Raw genomic sequence first — 16,171 nt, 5'->3', positions numbered from 1 at the left:
AAAATGTACAAATATGTATTGTTGTGTGCTGTAATCCTCCTTTTATTTTCCTGTGAAAGAGAAAGCAACACCTATGAAGTAGGAAACTCCCTGATGTCTGCGCAATCCAAAGTTGCGATGATCGATACGCTGACACTCAGGATGTCGACAATCATGAAGGATTCTGTGATCACGTCTGGGCAAAGCGCCATAATGGTTGGGAATATCAAGGATCACACTTTTGGAACTGTCAACTCTGCATCGATGTTTGAGCTCACGCCAGCGAGCTATTCTTTGGCAGCTACCACCAATGTCGTTTTCGATTCTATCGTGATGTATCTAACCAATAATGATTTTTATTATGGCGACACGCTCAAGACCTTTAAACTCGATGTTCATCCAATGACGGACAGGATCAAACTGAATAGCGGTTATCTTTATAACAACAGCGACCTCAAATATTCTTCCGCGTCAATTGGAAGTGCCGAGTTTCTTCCAAGACCAAATACAGATAGTAGTTTTGTGAGAATAAAGTTAGATCAATCGTACGGGCAGAACGTCTTCAACCTGCTGAAAACCAAAGATGCGACCAGTCAGGAATATTTCCTTAATTTCTACAAAGGTTTGGCGCTGGTACCTTCTTCTGATAATAATGCGATGTTGCGTTTTGGGATCAATTCGTCTTACGAAGCCCAGATCAGCAATACGACCAAAGAAAAAGTCTCGAATGTTGTCCGAATGTATTACCACACAGCTTCGGTAAACGGAACAGAAGAAATCAAATATACACTTGACCTCAATCCTAGCTCAACCTATCAATACAACAAAATAAAAAGCGATTTTAGTAACTCCGACCTTTCAGGACTTACGCCAAGCAATCCTATTGAGTCCAAGAATTTGGGAAATAGAACTTATCTGATGGCGGGAATTGGCGTTTACACCAAGGTCGAGATCCCATATGTCAAAACGTTGAAAAATCTTTACACCAACTATTGGATCATCAGTGCAGATCTTTCATTAAGTCCTGTTGCTGGCTATTATTCTGATCAGTTTTATAATCCTAAGGTGATGCATTATTATCTGGGAGACAGAAAGAACAACATCATCTCTACTTTCGTAGAAACCGATGGTGCGACAGAGATCACATCCAGTTTGACCGACACGAGTGAGTTTCAAAGTGATTATGGATACAGCTTTTCATTGTTGAGTTACGTCAATACGATCCTTTCCGAGACAGCCACATCCAACTATAATGTTTTGATCTATCCGTCATCTTACACAGATGTACTCTCGGGAAAAACAGTTTTTGGAGACCCAAAAAATTCTACTAATCCGGCTAAACTCAAGCTTTACATCTTAGGCTATTAATCAAGAATTTATGTATCAGAAAATTAAAATCATCATAATTTTTGCAGTGGTTTTCACACAGAAATTAGAAGCGCAGGATTCTTCGCCTTATTCATATTTCGGGATTGGAACTTTCAATAATGTTGACAATGCGAGGAATATTTCGTTGGGAAATACGGGAATTGCTCTCGAATCTCCGGATTATATCAATTCCAAAAATCCAGCATCCATCACGACTATCGGGTCGCAAAATGTCATTTATGATGTCGGCGGAACTTTGAAATATGATAATATCTCTAGCAATCAGGGTAAGGACAAACGCATCAATGGGAATTTTACAAACTTAGGTTTAGCAATGAGGATTTCCAATAGAGTTTCTATTGGCGCAAGCGTTCAGCCTACAACTTCGTCAGATTATAAATTTGTTTCCACCATTCCAATCGAAGGGACTTCCGGCACATATCCAATTACCTATGAAGGTAGCGGCGGCATTACAAATCTTGGAGTCACAGCAGGTTATAAGATCAATAACAATTGGAGCGTCGGTGGAAAGGTGAAAAATAACTTTGGGACCATCAGTAGAGTGGAGACAATTACCACAACTTCTGTCTTGGAAATCAGCAGAAATATTAGATACACAGGTTTCAGCTACGGTCTGGGAACGCAGTTTAATAAATATTTTGCTAAAGAAAGATTCCAATTAACTCTGGGCGCGATTGTCAATTTCAAAAGTAATCTGAATGCGAAAGGCGAAAGTGTCTACTCAGAAAATAAAGATTACACAAATAGCATCACAACAAAACTTTCTTCCAAAGATTCTGCATTGCCGTTGGAAATGGGAATTGGAGTCAGTGTTTTGAAAAATGACAGATACCGTTTCAGTTTTGATTACACCCAAAGTAAGTGGAGCGAGGTTAAAAAAACGATCACAAATGAGAAATATTACAACCAAAATGTCTACGGTCTGGGCTTCGAACTTCTTCCGGAAAAGAAAAATCCGACAAACGTTTCCGAAGCTTTGATCTACCGTTTCGGTCTCAACTATGACACAGGATATTATAAAGTCAATAATCGGGAAATCAACAAATTGGAAGCAACCTTTGGTGTTGGCGTTCCGATGAGCAAAATAGTTTTGAACATTGGTTACGGTTACGGAAAACGCGGTGCCTTCAGCAATATTGCCATCAAAGAGAATTATCATATGCTCAACATCAGCATCGATTTTCTGGATAAATGGTTTACCAAACGCTACATCAATTAATTTAATTTATATTACAAAAGGAGGAACTTTTTATAAGCGCCTCCTTTTTTTATTAAATCATCAAATTCCAAAATTAACAAATAACCCAAATCTTGATTTAGCCTCAATATCACCACTTGCCAGATTCGTGTAAGCCGGCAACATCATTTCACTTCCGATGCTCCATTTTTTATAAGAAGCTTCGAAACCGATTTTCCCATAAAGCGCGCTTCCGGCGGTTCTAGGCATCACTTCGCCAAACTGTTTGTTCCAATCGTAAACTTCGCCTTGCAAACCCAATTTTCCTGAAATAATACTATTCTCATTTCTCCAAATCCTCTGGAATCCAGTCAAAGCATAATTCCATTGATTCCCAAATTGATACTGTTTTTTATTTTCAGTTTTAATGGTATAATCTGTATTGATGAGCAGTGCGAAAAGATTTTTCTGAAATTTATAATTAATGGCCAGCTGATAATCCCAACTTCCCGTTCCCAACTGAAAACTTGGATTTACACCCGTAATTCCTCTCTCATCAAATTTCCCAATCGGAATTTTCACACCAAAACCGCCATTCAATTGATGAAACGTATTTTTAGAATTAAGGATTTGATAAATTCCCATCAAACTCGCATCACCAATTCCATTGATTCTGATATCGCCTTGCAAAGTCTTTTTCTCGTAAAACTGAAACGGCAAACTTCCATAAACACTTAATTTTTCCGTAATCGGAATCTTTCCCCAGATTTGAATTGTATTGAAATATTGGTCTTGCGTCAAGTCGTTCGTGAAGAGATTTTCTTTCGCTTTGTAATGTTGCGCAAAATATTTGATGCCGATGAATTGTGGATTCAACAAAGATTCAAAGCCGGAAGAACCATTTCCCGCCGCACAGCTACAAGCATCACAAAAGAATTCCTGAGTGTTCAAAAGATTCTGAGTATCATATTTCGGAATATAAAGACTGTCTTTCTCAATCGCTGAGATTGAAATATTAAGAATTAAAAGTAAAATTAAAATAAGCTTCTTCATTATTCTGCAAATTTTTTGTTTTTGATGAAATTCTGGTCTGTCAAGGTTTTCAGGAAAGCAATGATGTATTGTTTTTCCAAACTTGTCATCGCAATTCCAATATGTCCGTTTTGTTTCAAAATCGGGTCAAGATTTGGTTGATTTTCTACATTATCGGAGTAGAAATTGAGAACTGCATCCAAAGAATAAAATCTTCCGTCGTGCATATAAGGCGCGGTCAATTCGACGTTTCTCAAACTTGGAACCCGGAATTTCATATTGTCATTCCAGTCCAAAGTCACACGATATCGTCCGCGGTCATCATACTGCGAATTGTAATACATTCCTGTGTTTCGGTAACTTTCATCCGTGAATAATTCGCCTGAATGGCAACTCGAGCATTTGTTTTCGAATAAAGTTTTTCCCTGAGATTCTTGATTCGTAAAACTCGCTTTTCCATTTTTAACTTGGTCGTATTTGGAATCCGCTGAAACCATTGTAACCATAAACTGCGACAAAGCTTTCAAAATTCTTTCGCCATTAATATTCTCGTCGCCAAAAGCCGACTTGAACATTTTCTTGTAATTCGAATCCGCACTTAACTTCGAAATCACTTCCGGAATCGAACTGTCCATTTCAAAATCTGTCGTGATTGGCACTAATGAACGTTCATCCAGATTATGACTCACGCCGTCCCAGGTATAATTTTTCAGCCAAGCCATATTTTGAATCGCAGGCGCATTTCGCATTCCCAATTTATCATCGATGCCGTGACTGACTGAATGTCCGTGGTGCGTGAAAGCATATTCCTGAATGTGACAAAATCCACAGGAAATCGTATTGTTTCGGGATAATTTTCCATCATAAAATAATTTCTTTCCCAGCGCAACGCCATTGACTGTGACCGGATTTTTCTCTGTATCAAAAGCCAAAGCCGGAAAATAAGTCGGAATTTCCAGATTGTACGCTTTGTCTTCCTCGAAAACTTCGCCTTCGATTTCATTAGAACAAGACGTTAAAATTGATGAAATTAAAACAAGAAAAATCCAAAGAGAACGCAATCGTCCTCTCTGGAATTGTTGAAATGGATTAATCATTATGAACGTGGTCAACTTTGAACATTTGGATCAAGTTGTTGCTGACACTCACCAGATGCGGACTACTTCCCATCGCCATTTGGTTGGCTTGGGTCATGGTCAAAGCGGTTTGTCCACTCAGATATTGATTGAAGTCTGCCAGAATATGAATCGATGGCGTGATTTCTTTGCTTACTCTTGCGGTTGTTGGCAAATCCAAAACGACTTCTCGGTAGAGGTCTGCAGTTCCGTTGACTGTGGTATCGCCCATATTTCCGGTATGGTTCATAAATTCTGTGTCGGCTGATGAAGTTCCATATTTCCCTTCGAGCTTTGCGAAAATGTAACCGGCTGACCACGACCAAGCCATTCCTTCTTGTTTGGCTTTGTCCCAGAAAATGCCTTGTCCGTCTTGCCCAATCAAGTAAGCAGTTGGGCTGATTCCCAATCCGAGTTTGATTTTCTTGTAATTCCCTTTTGGGATCTCTGTGAGGTTAGCGTAAACGATTCCGCCTTTTGCCTCGGCTTGGTTGATGACGAATGCGCCTTTGTCGGGATTGTTGTAATTGTATTTGAACTCGTTGCCGTTTTCATCGATGAGGGAGATGTTGCTGATGACATATTTCAACGTGGAAAATTGGTGTTTTTGCCCGTTTGATGAAGTTTGCGTGGTTTGATTTAGGACGATATTTCCAAGATTGTTGAATCCGTTTTCGAATTTGAGCTGGAGGTTTCCGGGTTCTGTGTTTTGAATTTCGTCGTCATCATTATTGGAACAAGATGAAATGGTAATTAAATTAATTACAATAAGGAATAATGATAAAAATTTATAGATTTTCATATGATTTTTTTTATGGTTGTCCGTAAAAAAATATAAACAAATTGAAGAACTCAATGTTTATAGGATAAATTAACAGTCCGCTCCTATGGAGCTTTGTTTTTGGGACTTCTTTTTTTTTCTACTAACAGTACGTCCCGATGGGACTTTGCAAAGCTTCGTTAGAAGCGAACTGTTAATAGCAAATAGATATCGATAGAATTAAAGCTCTAGAAGAGCGACCTGATAATTGTATTGTAATTTTATTGGACAATAATGATTTTTTAGTTGAATCGTTGATTTTATGCCGAATCCCGCGATAGGGATGGTAGCGGATATCCTTTTTGTCTTTTGACCAAACGTCGTTTATAGCCTCAATGTGATAAGACAAAAAGATAGTAGCGGACAGCCCGACCCGAGCCAAGGCCTTAGCGTTGGAGAGGGAATCGCCCAAATTAATATGTTCAACTAAAAAATTGGAGGTCTGAAAATGTGTTTCAGAAAGAGGAATGTGTAACCTGTTTTGTACGTGAAAGTCAGGTTTGGGAGGGAGAAATTGTTCTCGATCGAGGCTTTGAAAATCTCAGTCGGAATGTAAAAGTCCAATACTTTTTGGACCTGGTTTTTGCCTTTGGAAAGTGGCGAAGAATCGGATTCGTTGGATTTTGCGAGTTCTTTTCCGAGGTAGCATTTTCCGTTGCAATTGAGTTCTGGTCGCGCTTTGTTGACGCACAGTACCTGGATTTGATTATAATTTACAACATATTCCGCCAGTGGAAATGCGGGTTTGCACACCAGATAAAGGATGAGGAATATGTTGCAAATTAATTTCAAGCAGGGATTATTTTGTAGCTTCTTCGTAGCGTTTGCTCACTTCTTTCCAGTTGGTCACGTTCCAGAATGCAGTCAAATAATCGGCTCTTTTGTTTTGATATTTAAGGTAATAGGCGTGTTCCCAAACATCGATGCCTAAAATTGGCGTTCCTTTGACTTCGGCAATATCCATCAATGGATTGTCCTGATTTCCGCTGGAAGTTACCGCTAATTTTTTGTCAGCCGTCACGACCAACCAAGCCCAACCAGAACCGAAACGGTCTGCGCCGGCTTTGCTTAATTTCTCTTTCAAAGCGTCCAAACTTCCAAAAGATTCGTTGATGGCTTTCGTTAATTTTGCGGATGGTTGCGTGTTTTTCTCAGGCGTCAAAACGGTCCAGAACAATTCGTGGTTGTAATGTCCGCCGGCGTTGTTTCTCACGGCTGGACTTTCTTTTGAAATGTGGGAAAGGATTTTGGTGATGCTTTCTTTTTCCAATGGTGTTCCAGCGATGGCTTTGTTCAAATTGGAAACGTAAGCTGCCGCGTGTTTTGTGTAATGGATCTCCATTGTTTGTGCGTCAATCGAACCTTCCAAAGCGTTGTAAGCGTAGGGCAAAGGTGTTTGCTTGAATTGTGCCGTTGCAAAAGTTGCTGCAGATATCGCGGTTGCGAGAAATATTTTCTTGATTTTCATAATAACTTTATTTAAATATTAAACTTATTGTTTTAGTAATTTTCTGATGTCTTCTATTAATTTTTCCCTGTCGGGATGGTATTTGCCGACGAGTGAAGTGGTTTTTCCTTCTTTATCTTCATAATTCAAGCCAGAGTAGTATAAGATTGGGCTATTGTTGTCATCAAATCTGGAACGGAGATTTCCTTCTTGGTCCACGAGCGCAATCATTCCACTGTGGTTCAGGCTTTCTGCTTGGTCTTCCTTGTCGCCGACATAGATGTTGAACTGATCTGCCAATTGGTCGATGTAATCCCGGTTTCCTGTTATAAAATGCCAGTTGGGAGATTTGGTTCCCAGCATTCTGGCGTGGTTTTTCAAAACTTCCGGCGTGTCATTCGTCGGGTCGATGCTAATTGAAATGATTCCGAAATTTTTGTCATTGATGGTTTCCTCGATGTGTTTCATATTGGAATTCATCACGGGACAAATCGTTGGGCATTTGCTGAAGAAAAACTCTACCAGATAGACTTTCCCAAACATATCTTTGTTGCTGATTTTTTGATTGTTTTGATTTGTCAGTTCGAAATCAGGAACTTTCATCACGGTGAAAAGACTCTTTTTGAAATAGCTCATTCCTGCGCCAATCGTCACAAAAATCAAAGCCAGAACAACAATCGGAATGAGGATTTTGTTCTTGTTGGTTTGCTTTGGTTTTTTGTTATTTCGCATTTTGAGCATATTTCTCAGGATTCTTTTTGAATTCCGCTTTGCAATGGTCACTGCAAAAACCGTACTTTTTTCCTTTGTAGTCTGCGGTATCTTTCAGATAATCTGCGGTTTTCATTTGGCAGACAGGGTCTTCGGTGTTGACGACTTTGATATTTTTGAGGCCGGTCGCAGGTTTCATCTTCGAAACGTGTTTTACCTTTGGCGTTTCCTGAGCGCAGGAAAATGCAGATACAGAAAGAAGTATCGATAGAATGAATATTTTCATTGATAATTGATTTTTAATTTTAATAGAATTTTTAAATTGCTCTTAAAAAAAGAGAATTGAATCATTAAAATCAAACCAATGGCGGATGGAAAATATTGGAAAACAGATTGAATTTGTAAGAAAAATCAAGTTCAGAATTAAAATTTGAACTTTCGTAATTATAATCAGTTATTGTAAAGAATTCGAAATTTTCATTAATGACAAAGATATCGGTAAAACCAGAAATGCTGATTCGGGAATCATTCTTAGATTGGTCTGTTGAGGTCTTTGCAATTTCTTTTTTCAAATAGCATTTTCCGTTGCACAACAGCTGAGGTTTACTTTTATTCTCGCAAAGATTCTTATTGATGAAATCATAGTTTACCGCATAATCCATCAATGGCACTAGCGGACGCAATGCAATCGTGAGAATGATGAAAAAGGTAAATAGACTTTTCAATGGAAAATATTAATACAAATATAAAGCATTCTATTTTGAAAGATTAATGATAAATATCAGAACTCAATAAAATTTAGACAACAAAAAACCCACAAAAAGTGGGTTAAATTTTTCATTTACATAGGCTTGTAAATGTAATTGGGATAGATTTAATCCAAAGGCTTTCTTCCTGAGATAATGTTGAATAATACCACAATGATTGCGATTACCAATAGGATGTGAATTAAATTTCCCATTCCCATTCCACCGCCTACACCTACTAAACCTAATACCCAAACGATAATACAAATCACTGCTACTAACCATAATAGACTTCTCATAATTTTATTTTTTTTGTTTATTTGATTTCAACTATACATAATCTGTGCCTTTTTTGTAAAAGCTTGTTTTTGTGAAGTTTAATATTTGGTCATGTTCGTATGGTATTAGAATTGATTGCTAATGAGTTATAAAATTTATCAATTAAAATAAATTCTCATTCATCAAAATCAAGACTATGGAATCGAATCATATTATAGAAAGAAGTTTAGCCGGAAAAACAGTCGTCATTACAGGTGGAAGTAGCGGCGTAGGAAGAGCCACTGCTGAAGCATTTGCTTTGGAAGGCTGTAATGTTGTGATCGCTGCAAGAGGAAAAGAAGCACTGGACGAAACCGTAAGTCTGTGCAGGGATCTGGGTGCAATATCTCTTGGCGTTGTGACTGATGTTTCTGTTGCAGACGACGTTCAAAAATTAGCTGAAGAAGCTTTGCAATTCAATGGACGAATTGATATTTGGGTAAATAATGCCGGCGTGATGTCCAGCGGAAAATTCGAGGAAATCCCAATGGAAATCAATGAGCAGGTCATCAAAACTAATCTTTTCGGTTATATGCACGGCGCGTACAGTGTGCTGCCGATCTTCAAAAAACAAGAAGAAGGAGTCTTGATCAATAATGTTTCAATTGGTGGATTTATGCCGGCGCCATACAGCGCAGTTTATTCCTCCACAAAATTCGGAATCCGCGGCATGATGGAAGGTTTGCAGGGCGAGATATCAGACTTTGCAAATGTTCATATCTGTAATCTCTTTCCTCAAATCCAAAGGTCGACAGGGAATGCGCATTCTGCAAAATTCTCAGGGTTGGATTTCAAAGTGCCACCTTTCGCAGCCGACCCGAGAGATACAGCAGCGAAAATTGTTGAGTTGGCGAAGAATCCAAGAAAAGGGCTTTTCCCAGATATTCAATCGTTGATCATCAAAAATCTTTACGGCATCTTTCCAAAGACAATCATGAATACTGCGTCTGCAGCGATGCGTACGATGATGAAGATCAAAAATGCAGACCCAACACCTGGAAACATTATGTGGCCATCTCCAAAACCACACAGGATCTATGGCGAAACGAGTTTGCCAGTTCCGAGTAGGAAAACCAAGTTGGCTTTGCTTGCAGGCATTGGATTGGGATTGTCGTTTATGATCATCAAGAATAATTCTTCTAAGAAATAAACTTACTCACTAAATACTGTCTAACTACAAACAAAAAACCACTGAAAATCAGTGGTTTTTGTTCTGTAAAGTGGAGTTGGAGGTTTTCGAACCTTACATATTTTAACATAACTTAAAATATGTAAGTTCTCTATTTATCAGCATTTTAACTATATTTGTATAAACTAATATACTTAGTTTTTATGTCTAAATATAGAAGAAGTAGCACCTAAACTGGCACCTGATGAATTACACTTTTAAACTCAAGCAACCCAATGGTACAAAGGAAACTCTGATTTATTTCCGTTCATTTTTCAACAATGAAAGTAAGAATTTTATCTATTCTACTGGTGAGAAAATAAAACCAACCGAATGGGATTTTGAAGGTAGGCAACCTAATGACCTAAACGGAAGAACTAAAAGGGCAGAGATTCATCGAAGTGTTAAAATGCAGTTGGATAGATATAGTAGTTTTTTTACAGAGATTGTCAATCGATATAAGAACATAAATGAAGAACTTACCGTTGATATTCTTAAACAAAGATTTGATGAAAAATTCAAAAAAATAACAGTTAAAAGTGATTTCTTTAGAATTTATCAGGAGTTTTTAGATGAGAAGGAAAACGACTATACTGGTAATTCGATTTCAAACTCAACTCTAAAGCGTTACAAATGCAATAAGAATTTACTCGAAGATTTTGAAACCAATAGCAGAGTAAAGATCAGCTTAGGAAAATTTGACAATAAACTTTATAACAAATTTCTAAAATATTGTATTGAAGAAAAGAAACATTCTGCAAATACATTACATAGAAATGTTGGTCTGCTCAAGACTTTTCTTCTTTGGGCTCTAAATAAAAAATATACTTACAATAACAATTTTATTGCTTTCAAGAAACCTGCGAAATTTACAACTGATGAAATAGCTTTGAATTATGAACAGGTTGAACTCATATATAATTACAATCTCAGTGAAAACAAAAGATTAGAAAAGGTTCGTGATCTTTTTGTTTTTGGTTGTACTACAGGAATGAGGTTTGGCAATTACAGTACGATTTCCAGAAGTGATGTTGACGGAAATTTCATACGGGTTATTGATTTAAAAAGTAAATCTAAAAACTTAGCAATTCCTTTAAACAGTATTTCTAAATCAATACTTGAAAAATATGATTATAATTTGCCGAGCATTACAAATCAGAAGATGAACGAATATATTAAGGAGGTATTTAAAGAATTAAAATTTACTGATGAAATAAAGAAGACAATGAAGTATGGTGATGAATTGGTAGACCAAAAAGCCGAATTTTGGACAAGAATTTCCTCACATACTGCAAGAAGAAGTTTCATCACTATAATGAAGAACAAACGAGTTCCGGATAAAGTAATAATGAGTTATACAGGTCATACAAGTCTGGAGGTCTTCAATGCATACTATCGACCGAGCGAAGAAGATAAAATCAATTATATGAATGAAGTTTTTAAATAATCATTAATTTAGATTATGGATCAAAAGAAACTTTATGGACGTTGGAATTTTTGGGAAGAATTTGTAGGTTATCCTATGATGATTTTTTACTGGATCAAAGGTGAAAAAATTTCAAAGATGTTGTCAAAAAGAATTGAAAAAGCCAAACAGAAATCCAGCCAAATCAGTCTTACTGATAAGAAAAGAAATGAGTTTCTTATTCGATATGAAAAGTTAGATAACTTTTTCACTTTCCACTTCAAAAATATAGATGCTTCCCGAAATCACAACTTTGAAGAGAAAATCGAATATTGTTTAGAGCAATATCGAAGAGAATCATTAAGTATTTTAAGCTCAAGCAACCTGATGAAATTACAGGGCAATTTTTTGAATGGAGCTGAAACTACGCTTTTACTATATTTTGCTTTAGAAGGTAAAGTAAAAAGAGAAATTCGCTTATCGGATATTATGATTGGTGAAAACAGTTCGCAAATTTTCATTGCTTTTCTAAAGGGTAAAAAATTCATAGATGAAAATCACAACCTAATCGTAGATCAGAAATCTTCCTTCATCAGAATCCACCGATTCTTAAAAGACAATCATATTATTAATCCGGATTTTCAAGACACCACTATTATTGAGGCTATGGAAAACGAATATAATTCCAATTTTGACAAAGGAACATTTTCACGGGCAATAACTGTGAAACCTAATGATTTTGAGGAAACTATCTATCAAGAATTATCTAAGTTGTTTAATATCAAGTATTAAACTTTACGCAATTGAGTAGAATTGCATCATTAGTTATTCCAATCATACAATTTTGTCTGCAAATAAATATCAGATTATGCAGACAACAAATCCATTCCAAACCATTCTCGACGAATTAGGGGAAGTGAAAGACTTACTCTATTCTCTCAAAAAAGAACCTGACATCGAGTTGAAAAAGAAACTATACTCTATCAGAGAGTGTTCAGAAATTCTAAAACTCGATTATCAAACCGTACGCTCACATATTTTAAAAGGTAACATTAAAGCAGAACAAATAGGAAGATTCTACAGGGTCAACCATTTTGATCTGATGGATGCTTTAAACGAGGTCAAATCACTTAAGTATAGAAGATAGATAGAGACTTTATTTATCAAGCATTCTAATTCACCCTTCAATATTTCCTGTGCGGAATCAAACCTTTAAAATATGAGCGAAAAAATCCCATATCTAAGAGTAGGGACAACCTACTATAAAACTATTGAGAAACCATTAATCTCAGGTGATAAAATCTCAATATTGACTCGATGGAATCGTGAGACCATTATCAGCGATCACGGAAAGATATATGTCTCAAAAGTTCCTAAGTATGATGGTTTCTGTTGTATACCATCCCATTTGCAATACCAACAAATTATCCAAGGATTCTATAATGTTTACAATGAGATTCCTTATCAGCCGATTAAAGAAACACCGGAGCAAACATATCTACAAGAGAAGATTCCATTTTCACTTAGATTTATGGAGCATATTTTTGGAGAACAGTTGGAACTAGGATTAGATTATATCAAGATCTTACTGCAATATCCAACACAGATCCTCCCGATTCTTTGTCTTGTAAGCAAGGAAAGATCTACCGGGAAATCTACATTCATCAAATGGCTTAAATCCGTTTTTGGACTAAATATGACTTACATCAAAGGCGATTCTTTCAGCAGTCAGTTCAATTCGGATTGGACATCAATGTTGATCGTTGCTATTGATGAAGTATTCTTTGACAAAAAGGAGATTACGGAACGACTAAAATATCTTTCCACTACCGATAAAGACAAGAAAGAGGCAAAAGGAAAAGATCGTGAAGAAGTGGAATTTTTTGGAAAATTTATTCTCTGTTCCAATAATGAAGATAACTTCATTCAGATTGATGAAAATGAGATACGATTCTGGATCATCAAGGTAAAATCGATTAAAACGGAGAATACTGAATTTCTACACAATTTAAATAAAGAAATCCCTTATTTTCTTAGATATTTAATTCAAAGACCTTTTCACAGCCGTAAGGAGACAAGGATGTGGTTCACTGATTCCCAGATCAGAACCAAAGCCCTTCAGAAATTGGTTTGGAAAAATAACAACAAATTAGAATCTAAAATCGTCGAACTTTTATATGAGTTTTTTGAGAGTACGGAAGACAGCAAGATCAATTTTATTCCACAGGATATTTTCAATATGCTGGTTAAAATGTTCAGTAAACAGTATTGGACGGTAAACGATGTCCGAAAACTCCTGAAAGAAAACTGGAAACTTGAACCTCAGAACAATTCACTGGCTTACATCAAATACGACATCGATTACAGTAGAAGTTTTTACCAACAGAATAAAACAGGACGGTATTTTACAGTAGACAGAAATTTTATTCTTCAAAAATTTGATGAAATGATGAATTAATAGATAATGAAAAGAAAATCAATGTGTTATCTCTCATCAAAAGCCTCATCAAACTTTTAAACCTTGATTTTTGATGAGAGGATGATGAGAAGAATATTTCCACTTTGATGAGATGATGAGACTTTGATGAGACTTTAAATTATTGTTAATCAAGTTTTTACAAGGTTTTCTCATCAATTCATCAAACATTAGACAAAACTAAATCCGTCTACTTTACCCATCAAAATTCATACGATTATTACTAAAAACATTAAAAAGTACAACAATGAACTGCAAACAATTCAACAGCATATCGTTGGAAGAAGTCCTCCTTTCTCTCGGACACCTTCCAACGAAACAAAATGAAAAAGAAGCTTGGTATCTCAACCCTTTTGCCAACGAATCCCAAGCCTCTTTTAAAATTAATAAAAGTCTAAACTATTGGTATTTATTTTCAGAAGGGATCGGAGGAACGAATACCGACTTTATGAAGAAATACCTGAACGCTTCGGTCAATGAAGTTTTAGTATGGGCAGAAAATCAAAATTTTTCTTCATTTCATCAGCAAAGTATTTCAAATCAGAAAGCAGAAAATTTATCTAGACAATATGAGATCATTGAAATTAAAAACGTTCAGCATCCTGCACTTTTGGAATATTTAAGAGAAAGAAAAGTTGGAAATCAAACTCAGTTCTTAGACGAAATTCATTACCGAATGAAAGATAAAAACTATTTCGGAATTGGCTTCAAGAACGATTCTGGCGGTTATGAAATTCGCAATAAATATTCGAAAATTTGTTTGGGCAAAAAAGATATTTCAACCATAAAAAACGGATCAGAATCGCTTCGGATTTTCGAAGGCTTTTTCGATTTTCTTTCCTTTAAAAATGTAGAGAAATTTTTAGAAAAAGAACCTGTCGATTATCTCGTTTTGAATTCCGTTTCGATGATTTCTAAGATTAAAAATTCAATTGAAAAGTATGAAAATATTGAGCTTTATTTTGATAATGATGAAGCAGGAAATCGTGCCATTGAAATGATTAAAAATGAAAACAAAAACGCAGAAGATTGTCGGGTTTTATACTCAGATTTTAAAGACTTAAATGATTGGATGATTCACAAAAATTCATCACCAGAAAGACAAATGAAACAAAGGCGAAGGTGAGTAAAATACGCACAGGTAAAATATGGTGGTATGTTAGTGCAAAAAGTACCCAAAGTTTACAATAAGCGTACCCGCTAATTGCAAAATTGGGATTTTTGATTTCTTCCTATCGTCAGAAATGTTTTTTAAATGCAATAAAATTTACACAATGGAAAAAGACTTTTTACAAGAATTTATAAACCAAGCCACCAAAGAAAATGAAGTCAAGATTGCTCAGGAAAAGAGAAAAAAATATTTTCAGGAATTAGGTCGTAAAGGTGGTTTGAAAACCAAAGAAAATAAAAGATTGGACAAAGTTATTTCAATACGGATGACCAATTCTGAATATGAAATTCTACTTCAAAAGCAAGAAAAACATCTGCTAAAATTGTCCACTTATATCCGGAATGTTTTGTTCGAAAAAGAACTTAAAATCAATGAATTTCAAACTGATGAAGTCTTACTTCAATACGGATCCCATTTCAAAAAAATCACCAATCTTTTACGAAATCGGGAATGGAATGCTTTTGAAAATAAGAAAGAAATTTTATTAAGAATTGAAAATCTGATCGAATTGATTCATCAATATTTATATTCAAAAATTCAGAAAAATGAATAATTCCGCAACCACAAGAACCATTACAAAAATTGCTGTGGAATATAATGGCAACGATAAAGGAACAGCAGAAATGGTGGCTTCAAACTATCTTTTGAGTGAAACTGCTGAAGGTCAATTTCACGAAATGAAGACCGTAGCTGAAAGAAATTCCAAAGTGAAGAAATGGGCATTGACAGGATATATTTCTCAACCAGACGAAATTGGCAGAAAATTGAAGGATGAAGAATTTTTAGAAATCGCCACAAAAGCTTTAGATAAAGTCGGTGTGACGGCAAACAACCAGTTTCGGCTTGATATTCATAATAGCACCAAACATAAGCACATTCATTTTATCGTGAACAGGATTGATATTTCGGGAAAGTGCACTGTGAAATCACACGATATCGGAAAGAGATTTGGTGAAGCTGTCAGAGAAGTTTGTAAAGAGAGAGGATTATTGACCGATATAGAAATTGGAGTGCAAAAAAAAGCCGAGATGTTGAAAAGCTTGACTGAAGCTATTAGGTCAGAAAATAATTTTGATGGTCTCATTTCAGAAATGAAGAAAAAAGGTTTTGAAGTTCAATTGCCTTCAAATGTCAAGGACGGAATTTCGGGAATGAGAATATTGCTGGAAAAGGACAAAAATCATCAAACTGAAAGGATCTATAAAGCTGGTTACAAA

The 16,171-nt window shown here is 36.0% G+C and carries 19 protein-coding genes; 10 read left to right on the top strand and 9 right to left on the bottom strand.

The window, feature by feature from the left end; genetic code table 11:
- The first annotated feature begins 3 nt into the window (after positions 1-3).
- Both AXA65_RS03480 and AXA65_RS03475 read left to right on the top strand, forming a co-directional pair.
- On the top strand, positions 4-1,347 hold the full coding sequence (locus AXA65_RS03480; protein WP_063968747.1) for a DUF4270 family protein: 1,344 nt from the start codon (positions 4-6) through the stop codon (positions 1,345-1,347).
- Between the two features lie 10 nt (positions 1,348-1,357).
- The gene (locus AXA65_RS03475; RefSeq protein ID WP_063968746.1) at positions 1,358-2,587 is read left to right on the top strand and encodes an OmpP1/FadL family transporter; all 1,230 of its coding nucleotides are present in this window, start codon (positions 1,358-1,360) and stop codon (positions 2,585-2,587) included.
- Between the two features lie 60 nt (positions 2,588-2,647).
- On the opposite strand, the gene AXA65_RS03470 is transcribed toward AXA65_RS03475, so the two are convergent.
- The 9 genes from AXA65_RS03470 to AXA65_RS19705 form a co-directional block, all read right to left on the bottom strand.
- Positions 2,648-3,598 carry a transporter gene (locus AXA65_RS03470; protein ID WP_063968745.1) on the bottom strand — a complete coding sequence of 317 codons (951 nt, stop codon included), beginning with the start codon at positions 3,596-3,598 and terminating at the stop codon, positions 2,648-2,650.
- Positions 3,598-4,674 (bottom strand): cytochrome-c peroxidase, encoded by a 1,077-nt coding sequence (locus tag AXA65_RS03465; RefSeq protein WP_063968744.1) that lies wholly within the window; start codon positions 4,672-4,674, stop codon positions 3,598-3,600. The genes AXA65_RS03470 and AXA65_RS03465 overlap by 1 nt, the downstream gene beginning before the upstream one ends.
- Positions 4,667-5,494 (bottom strand): MbnP family protein, encoded by an 828-nt coding sequence (locus AXA65_RS03460; RefSeq protein WP_063968743.1) that lies wholly within the window; start codon positions 5,492-5,494, stop codon positions 4,667-4,669. The genes AXA65_RS03465 and AXA65_RS03460 overlap by 8 nt, the downstream gene beginning before the upstream one ends.
- A gap of 444 nt (positions 5,495-5,938) precedes the next feature.
- Complete coding sequence (locus tag AXA65_RS03455; protein WP_063968742.1) at positions 5,939-6,304, bottom strand: hypothetical protein; 366 nt, start codon at positions 6,302-6,304, stop codon at positions 5,939-5,941.
- 7 nt (positions 6,305-6,311) lie between these two features.
- Positions 6,312-6,980, bottom strand: a complete 669-nt coding sequence (locus tag AXA65_RS03450) for a superoxide dismutase (protein ID WP_063968741.1) — start codon at positions 6,978-6,980, stop codon at positions 6,312-6,314.
- A gap of 24 nt (positions 6,981-7,004) precedes the next feature.
- Complete coding sequence (locus AXA65_RS03445; RefSeq protein ID WP_086048065.1) at positions 7,005-7,691, bottom strand: SCO family protein; 687 nt, start codon at positions 7,689-7,691, stop codon at positions 7,005-7,007.
- Positions 7,681-7,956, bottom strand: a complete 276-nt coding sequence (locus AXA65_RS03440; RefSeq protein ID WP_086048059.1) for a YHS domain-containing protein — start codon at positions 7,954-7,956, stop codon at positions 7,681-7,683. Before AXA65_RS03440 ends, AXA65_RS03445 begins: the two co-directional genes overlap by 11 nt.
- A gap of 70 nt (positions 7,957-8,026) precedes the next feature.
- Positions 8,027-8,395 (bottom strand): hypothetical protein, encoded by a 369-nt coding sequence (locus AXA65_RS03435; protein ID WP_063968739.1) that lies wholly within the window; start codon positions 8,393-8,395, stop codon positions 8,027-8,029.
- Between the two features lie 149 nt (positions 8,396-8,544).
- A complete protein-coding gene (locus tag AXA65_RS19705) occupies positions 8,545-8,715 on the bottom strand; it encodes a lmo0937 family membrane protein (RefSeq protein ID WP_117590497.1) in 171 nt (56 codons plus the stop codon).
- A gap of 176 nt (positions 8,716-8,891) precedes the next feature.
- Between AXA65_RS19705 and AXA65_RS03430 the strand changes: the two genes are divergently transcribed.
- The 8 genes from AXA65_RS03430 to AXA65_RS03395 all read left to right on the top strand — a co-directional run.
- Complete coding sequence (locus tag AXA65_RS03430) at positions 8,892-9,884, top strand: SDR family oxidoreductase (RefSeq protein ID WP_063968738.1); 993 nt, start codon at positions 8,892-8,894, stop codon at positions 9,882-9,884.
- A gap of 223 nt (positions 9,885-10,107) precedes the next feature.
- Positions 10,108-11,349 (top strand): tyrosine-type recombinase/integrase, encoded by a 1,242-nt coding sequence (locus AXA65_RS03425; protein WP_063968737.1) that lies wholly within the window; start codon positions 10,108-10,110, stop codon positions 11,347-11,349.
- A 15-nt stretch (positions 11,350-11,364) separates the two neighbouring features.
- Positions 11,365-12,099, top strand: coding sequence for a hypothetical protein (locus tag AXA65_RS03420; RefSeq protein WP_027377084.1), 735 nt, complete (start codon positions 11,365-11,367; stop codon positions 12,097-12,099).
- A 76-nt stretch (positions 12,100-12,175) separates the two neighbouring features.
- Entirely contained in the window at positions 12,176-12,454 is a 279-nt protein-coding gene (locus tag AXA65_RS03415) for a helix-turn-helix domain-containing protein (protein ID WP_027377085.1), read from the top strand.
- Between the two features lie 72 nt (positions 12,455-12,526).
- A complete protein-coding gene (locus AXA65_RS03410) occupies positions 12,527-13,765 on the top strand; it encodes a primase-helicase family protein (RefSeq protein WP_027377086.1) in 1,239 nt (412 codons plus the stop codon).
- Between the two features lie 265 nt (positions 13,766-14,030).
- Complete coding sequence (locus tag AXA65_RS03405) at positions 14,031-14,909, top strand: toprim domain-containing protein (protein WP_063968736.1); 879 nt, start codon at positions 14,031-14,033, stop codon at positions 14,907-14,909.
- Positions 14,910-15,057: 148 nt separating this feature from the next.
- Positions 15,058-15,507 (top strand): plasmid mobilization protein, encoded by a 450-nt coding sequence (locus AXA65_RS03400; protein WP_063968832.1) that lies wholly within the window; start codon positions 15,058-15,060, stop codon positions 15,505-15,507.
- Positions 15,500-16,171, top strand: a 672-nt coding sequence (locus AXA65_RS03395) for a relaxase/mobilization nuclease domain-containing protein (RefSeq protein ID WP_063968735.1), incomplete at its 3' end; no start/stop codon positions are given. The genes AXA65_RS03400 and AXA65_RS03395, both read left to right, overlap by 8 nt.

The organism is Chryseobacterium sp. FP211-J200, assembly GCF_001643375.1.
In the GTDB taxonomy this organism is placed as follows: Bacteria; Bacteroidota; Bacteroidia; order Flavobacteriales; family Weeksellaceae; genus Epilithonimonas; species Epilithonimonas ginsengisoli.
This window is presented reverse-complemented; position numbering and strand designations above follow the sequence as displayed.

Bases quoted from the DNA above. Each gene is read 5' to 3' on its own strand.
- AXA65_RS03460 (WP_063968743.1), bottom strand. From the start codon at position 5,494: ATGAAAATCTATAAATTTTTATCATTATTCCTTATTGTAATTAATTTA.
- AXA65_RS19705 (WP_117590497.1), bottom strand. From the start codon at position 8,715: ATGAGAAGTCTATTATGGTTAGTAGCAGTGATTTGTATTATCGTTTGG.
- AXA65_RS03475 (WP_063968746.1), top strand. From the start codon at position 1,358: ATGTATCAGAAAATTAAAATCATCATAATTTTTGCAGTGGTTTTCACA.
- AXA65_RS03480 (WP_063968747.1), top strand. From the start codon at position 4: ATGTACAAATATGTATTGTTGTGTGCTGTAATCCTCCTTTTATTTTCC.
- AXA65_RS03440 (WP_086048059.1), bottom strand. From the start codon at position 7,956: ATGAAAATATTCATTCTATCGATACTTCTTTCTGTATCTGCATTTTCC.
- AXA65_RS03420 (WP_027377084.1), top strand. From the start codon at position 11,365: ATGGATCAAAAGAAACTTTATGGACGTTGGAATTTTTGGGAAGAATTT.
- AXA65_RS03465 (WP_063968744.1), bottom strand. From the start codon at position 4,674: ATGATTAATCCATTTCAACAATTCCAGAGAGGACGATTGCGTTCTCTT.
- AXA65_RS03410 (WP_027377086.1), top strand. From the start codon at position 12,527: ATGAGCGAAAAAATCCCATATCTAAGAGTAGGGACAACCTACTATAAA.
- AXA65_RS03405 (WP_063968736.1), top strand. From the start codon at position 14,031: ATGAACTGCAAACAATTCAACAGCATATCGTTGGAAGAAGTCCTCCTT.
- AXA65_RS03430 (WP_063968738.1), top strand. From the start codon at position 8,892: ATGGAATCGAATCATATTATAGAAAGAAGTTTAGCCGGAAAAACAGTC.
- AXA65_RS03415 (WP_027377085.1), top strand. From the start codon at position 12,176: ATGCAGACAACAAATCCATTCCAAACCATTCTCGACGAATTAGGGGAA.
- AXA65_RS03425 (WP_063968737.1), top strand. From the start codon at position 10,108: ATGAATTACACTTTTAAACTCAAGCAACCCAATGGTACAAAGGAAACT.
- AXA65_RS03470 (WP_063968745.1), bottom strand. From the start codon at position 3,598: ATGAAGAAGCTTATTTTAATTTTACTTTTAATTCTTAATATTTCAATC.
- AXA65_RS03450 (WP_063968741.1), bottom strand. From the start codon at position 6,980: ATGAAAATCAAGAAAATATTTCTCGCAACCGCGATATCTGCAGCAACT.
- AXA65_RS03445 (WP_086048065.1), bottom strand. From the start codon at position 7,691: ATGCGAAATAACAAAAAACCAAAGCAAACCAACAAGAACAAAATCCTC.
- AXA65_RS03400 (WP_063968832.1), top strand. From the start codon at position 15,058: ATGGAAAAAGACTTTTTACAAGAATTTATAAACCAAGCCACCAAAGAA.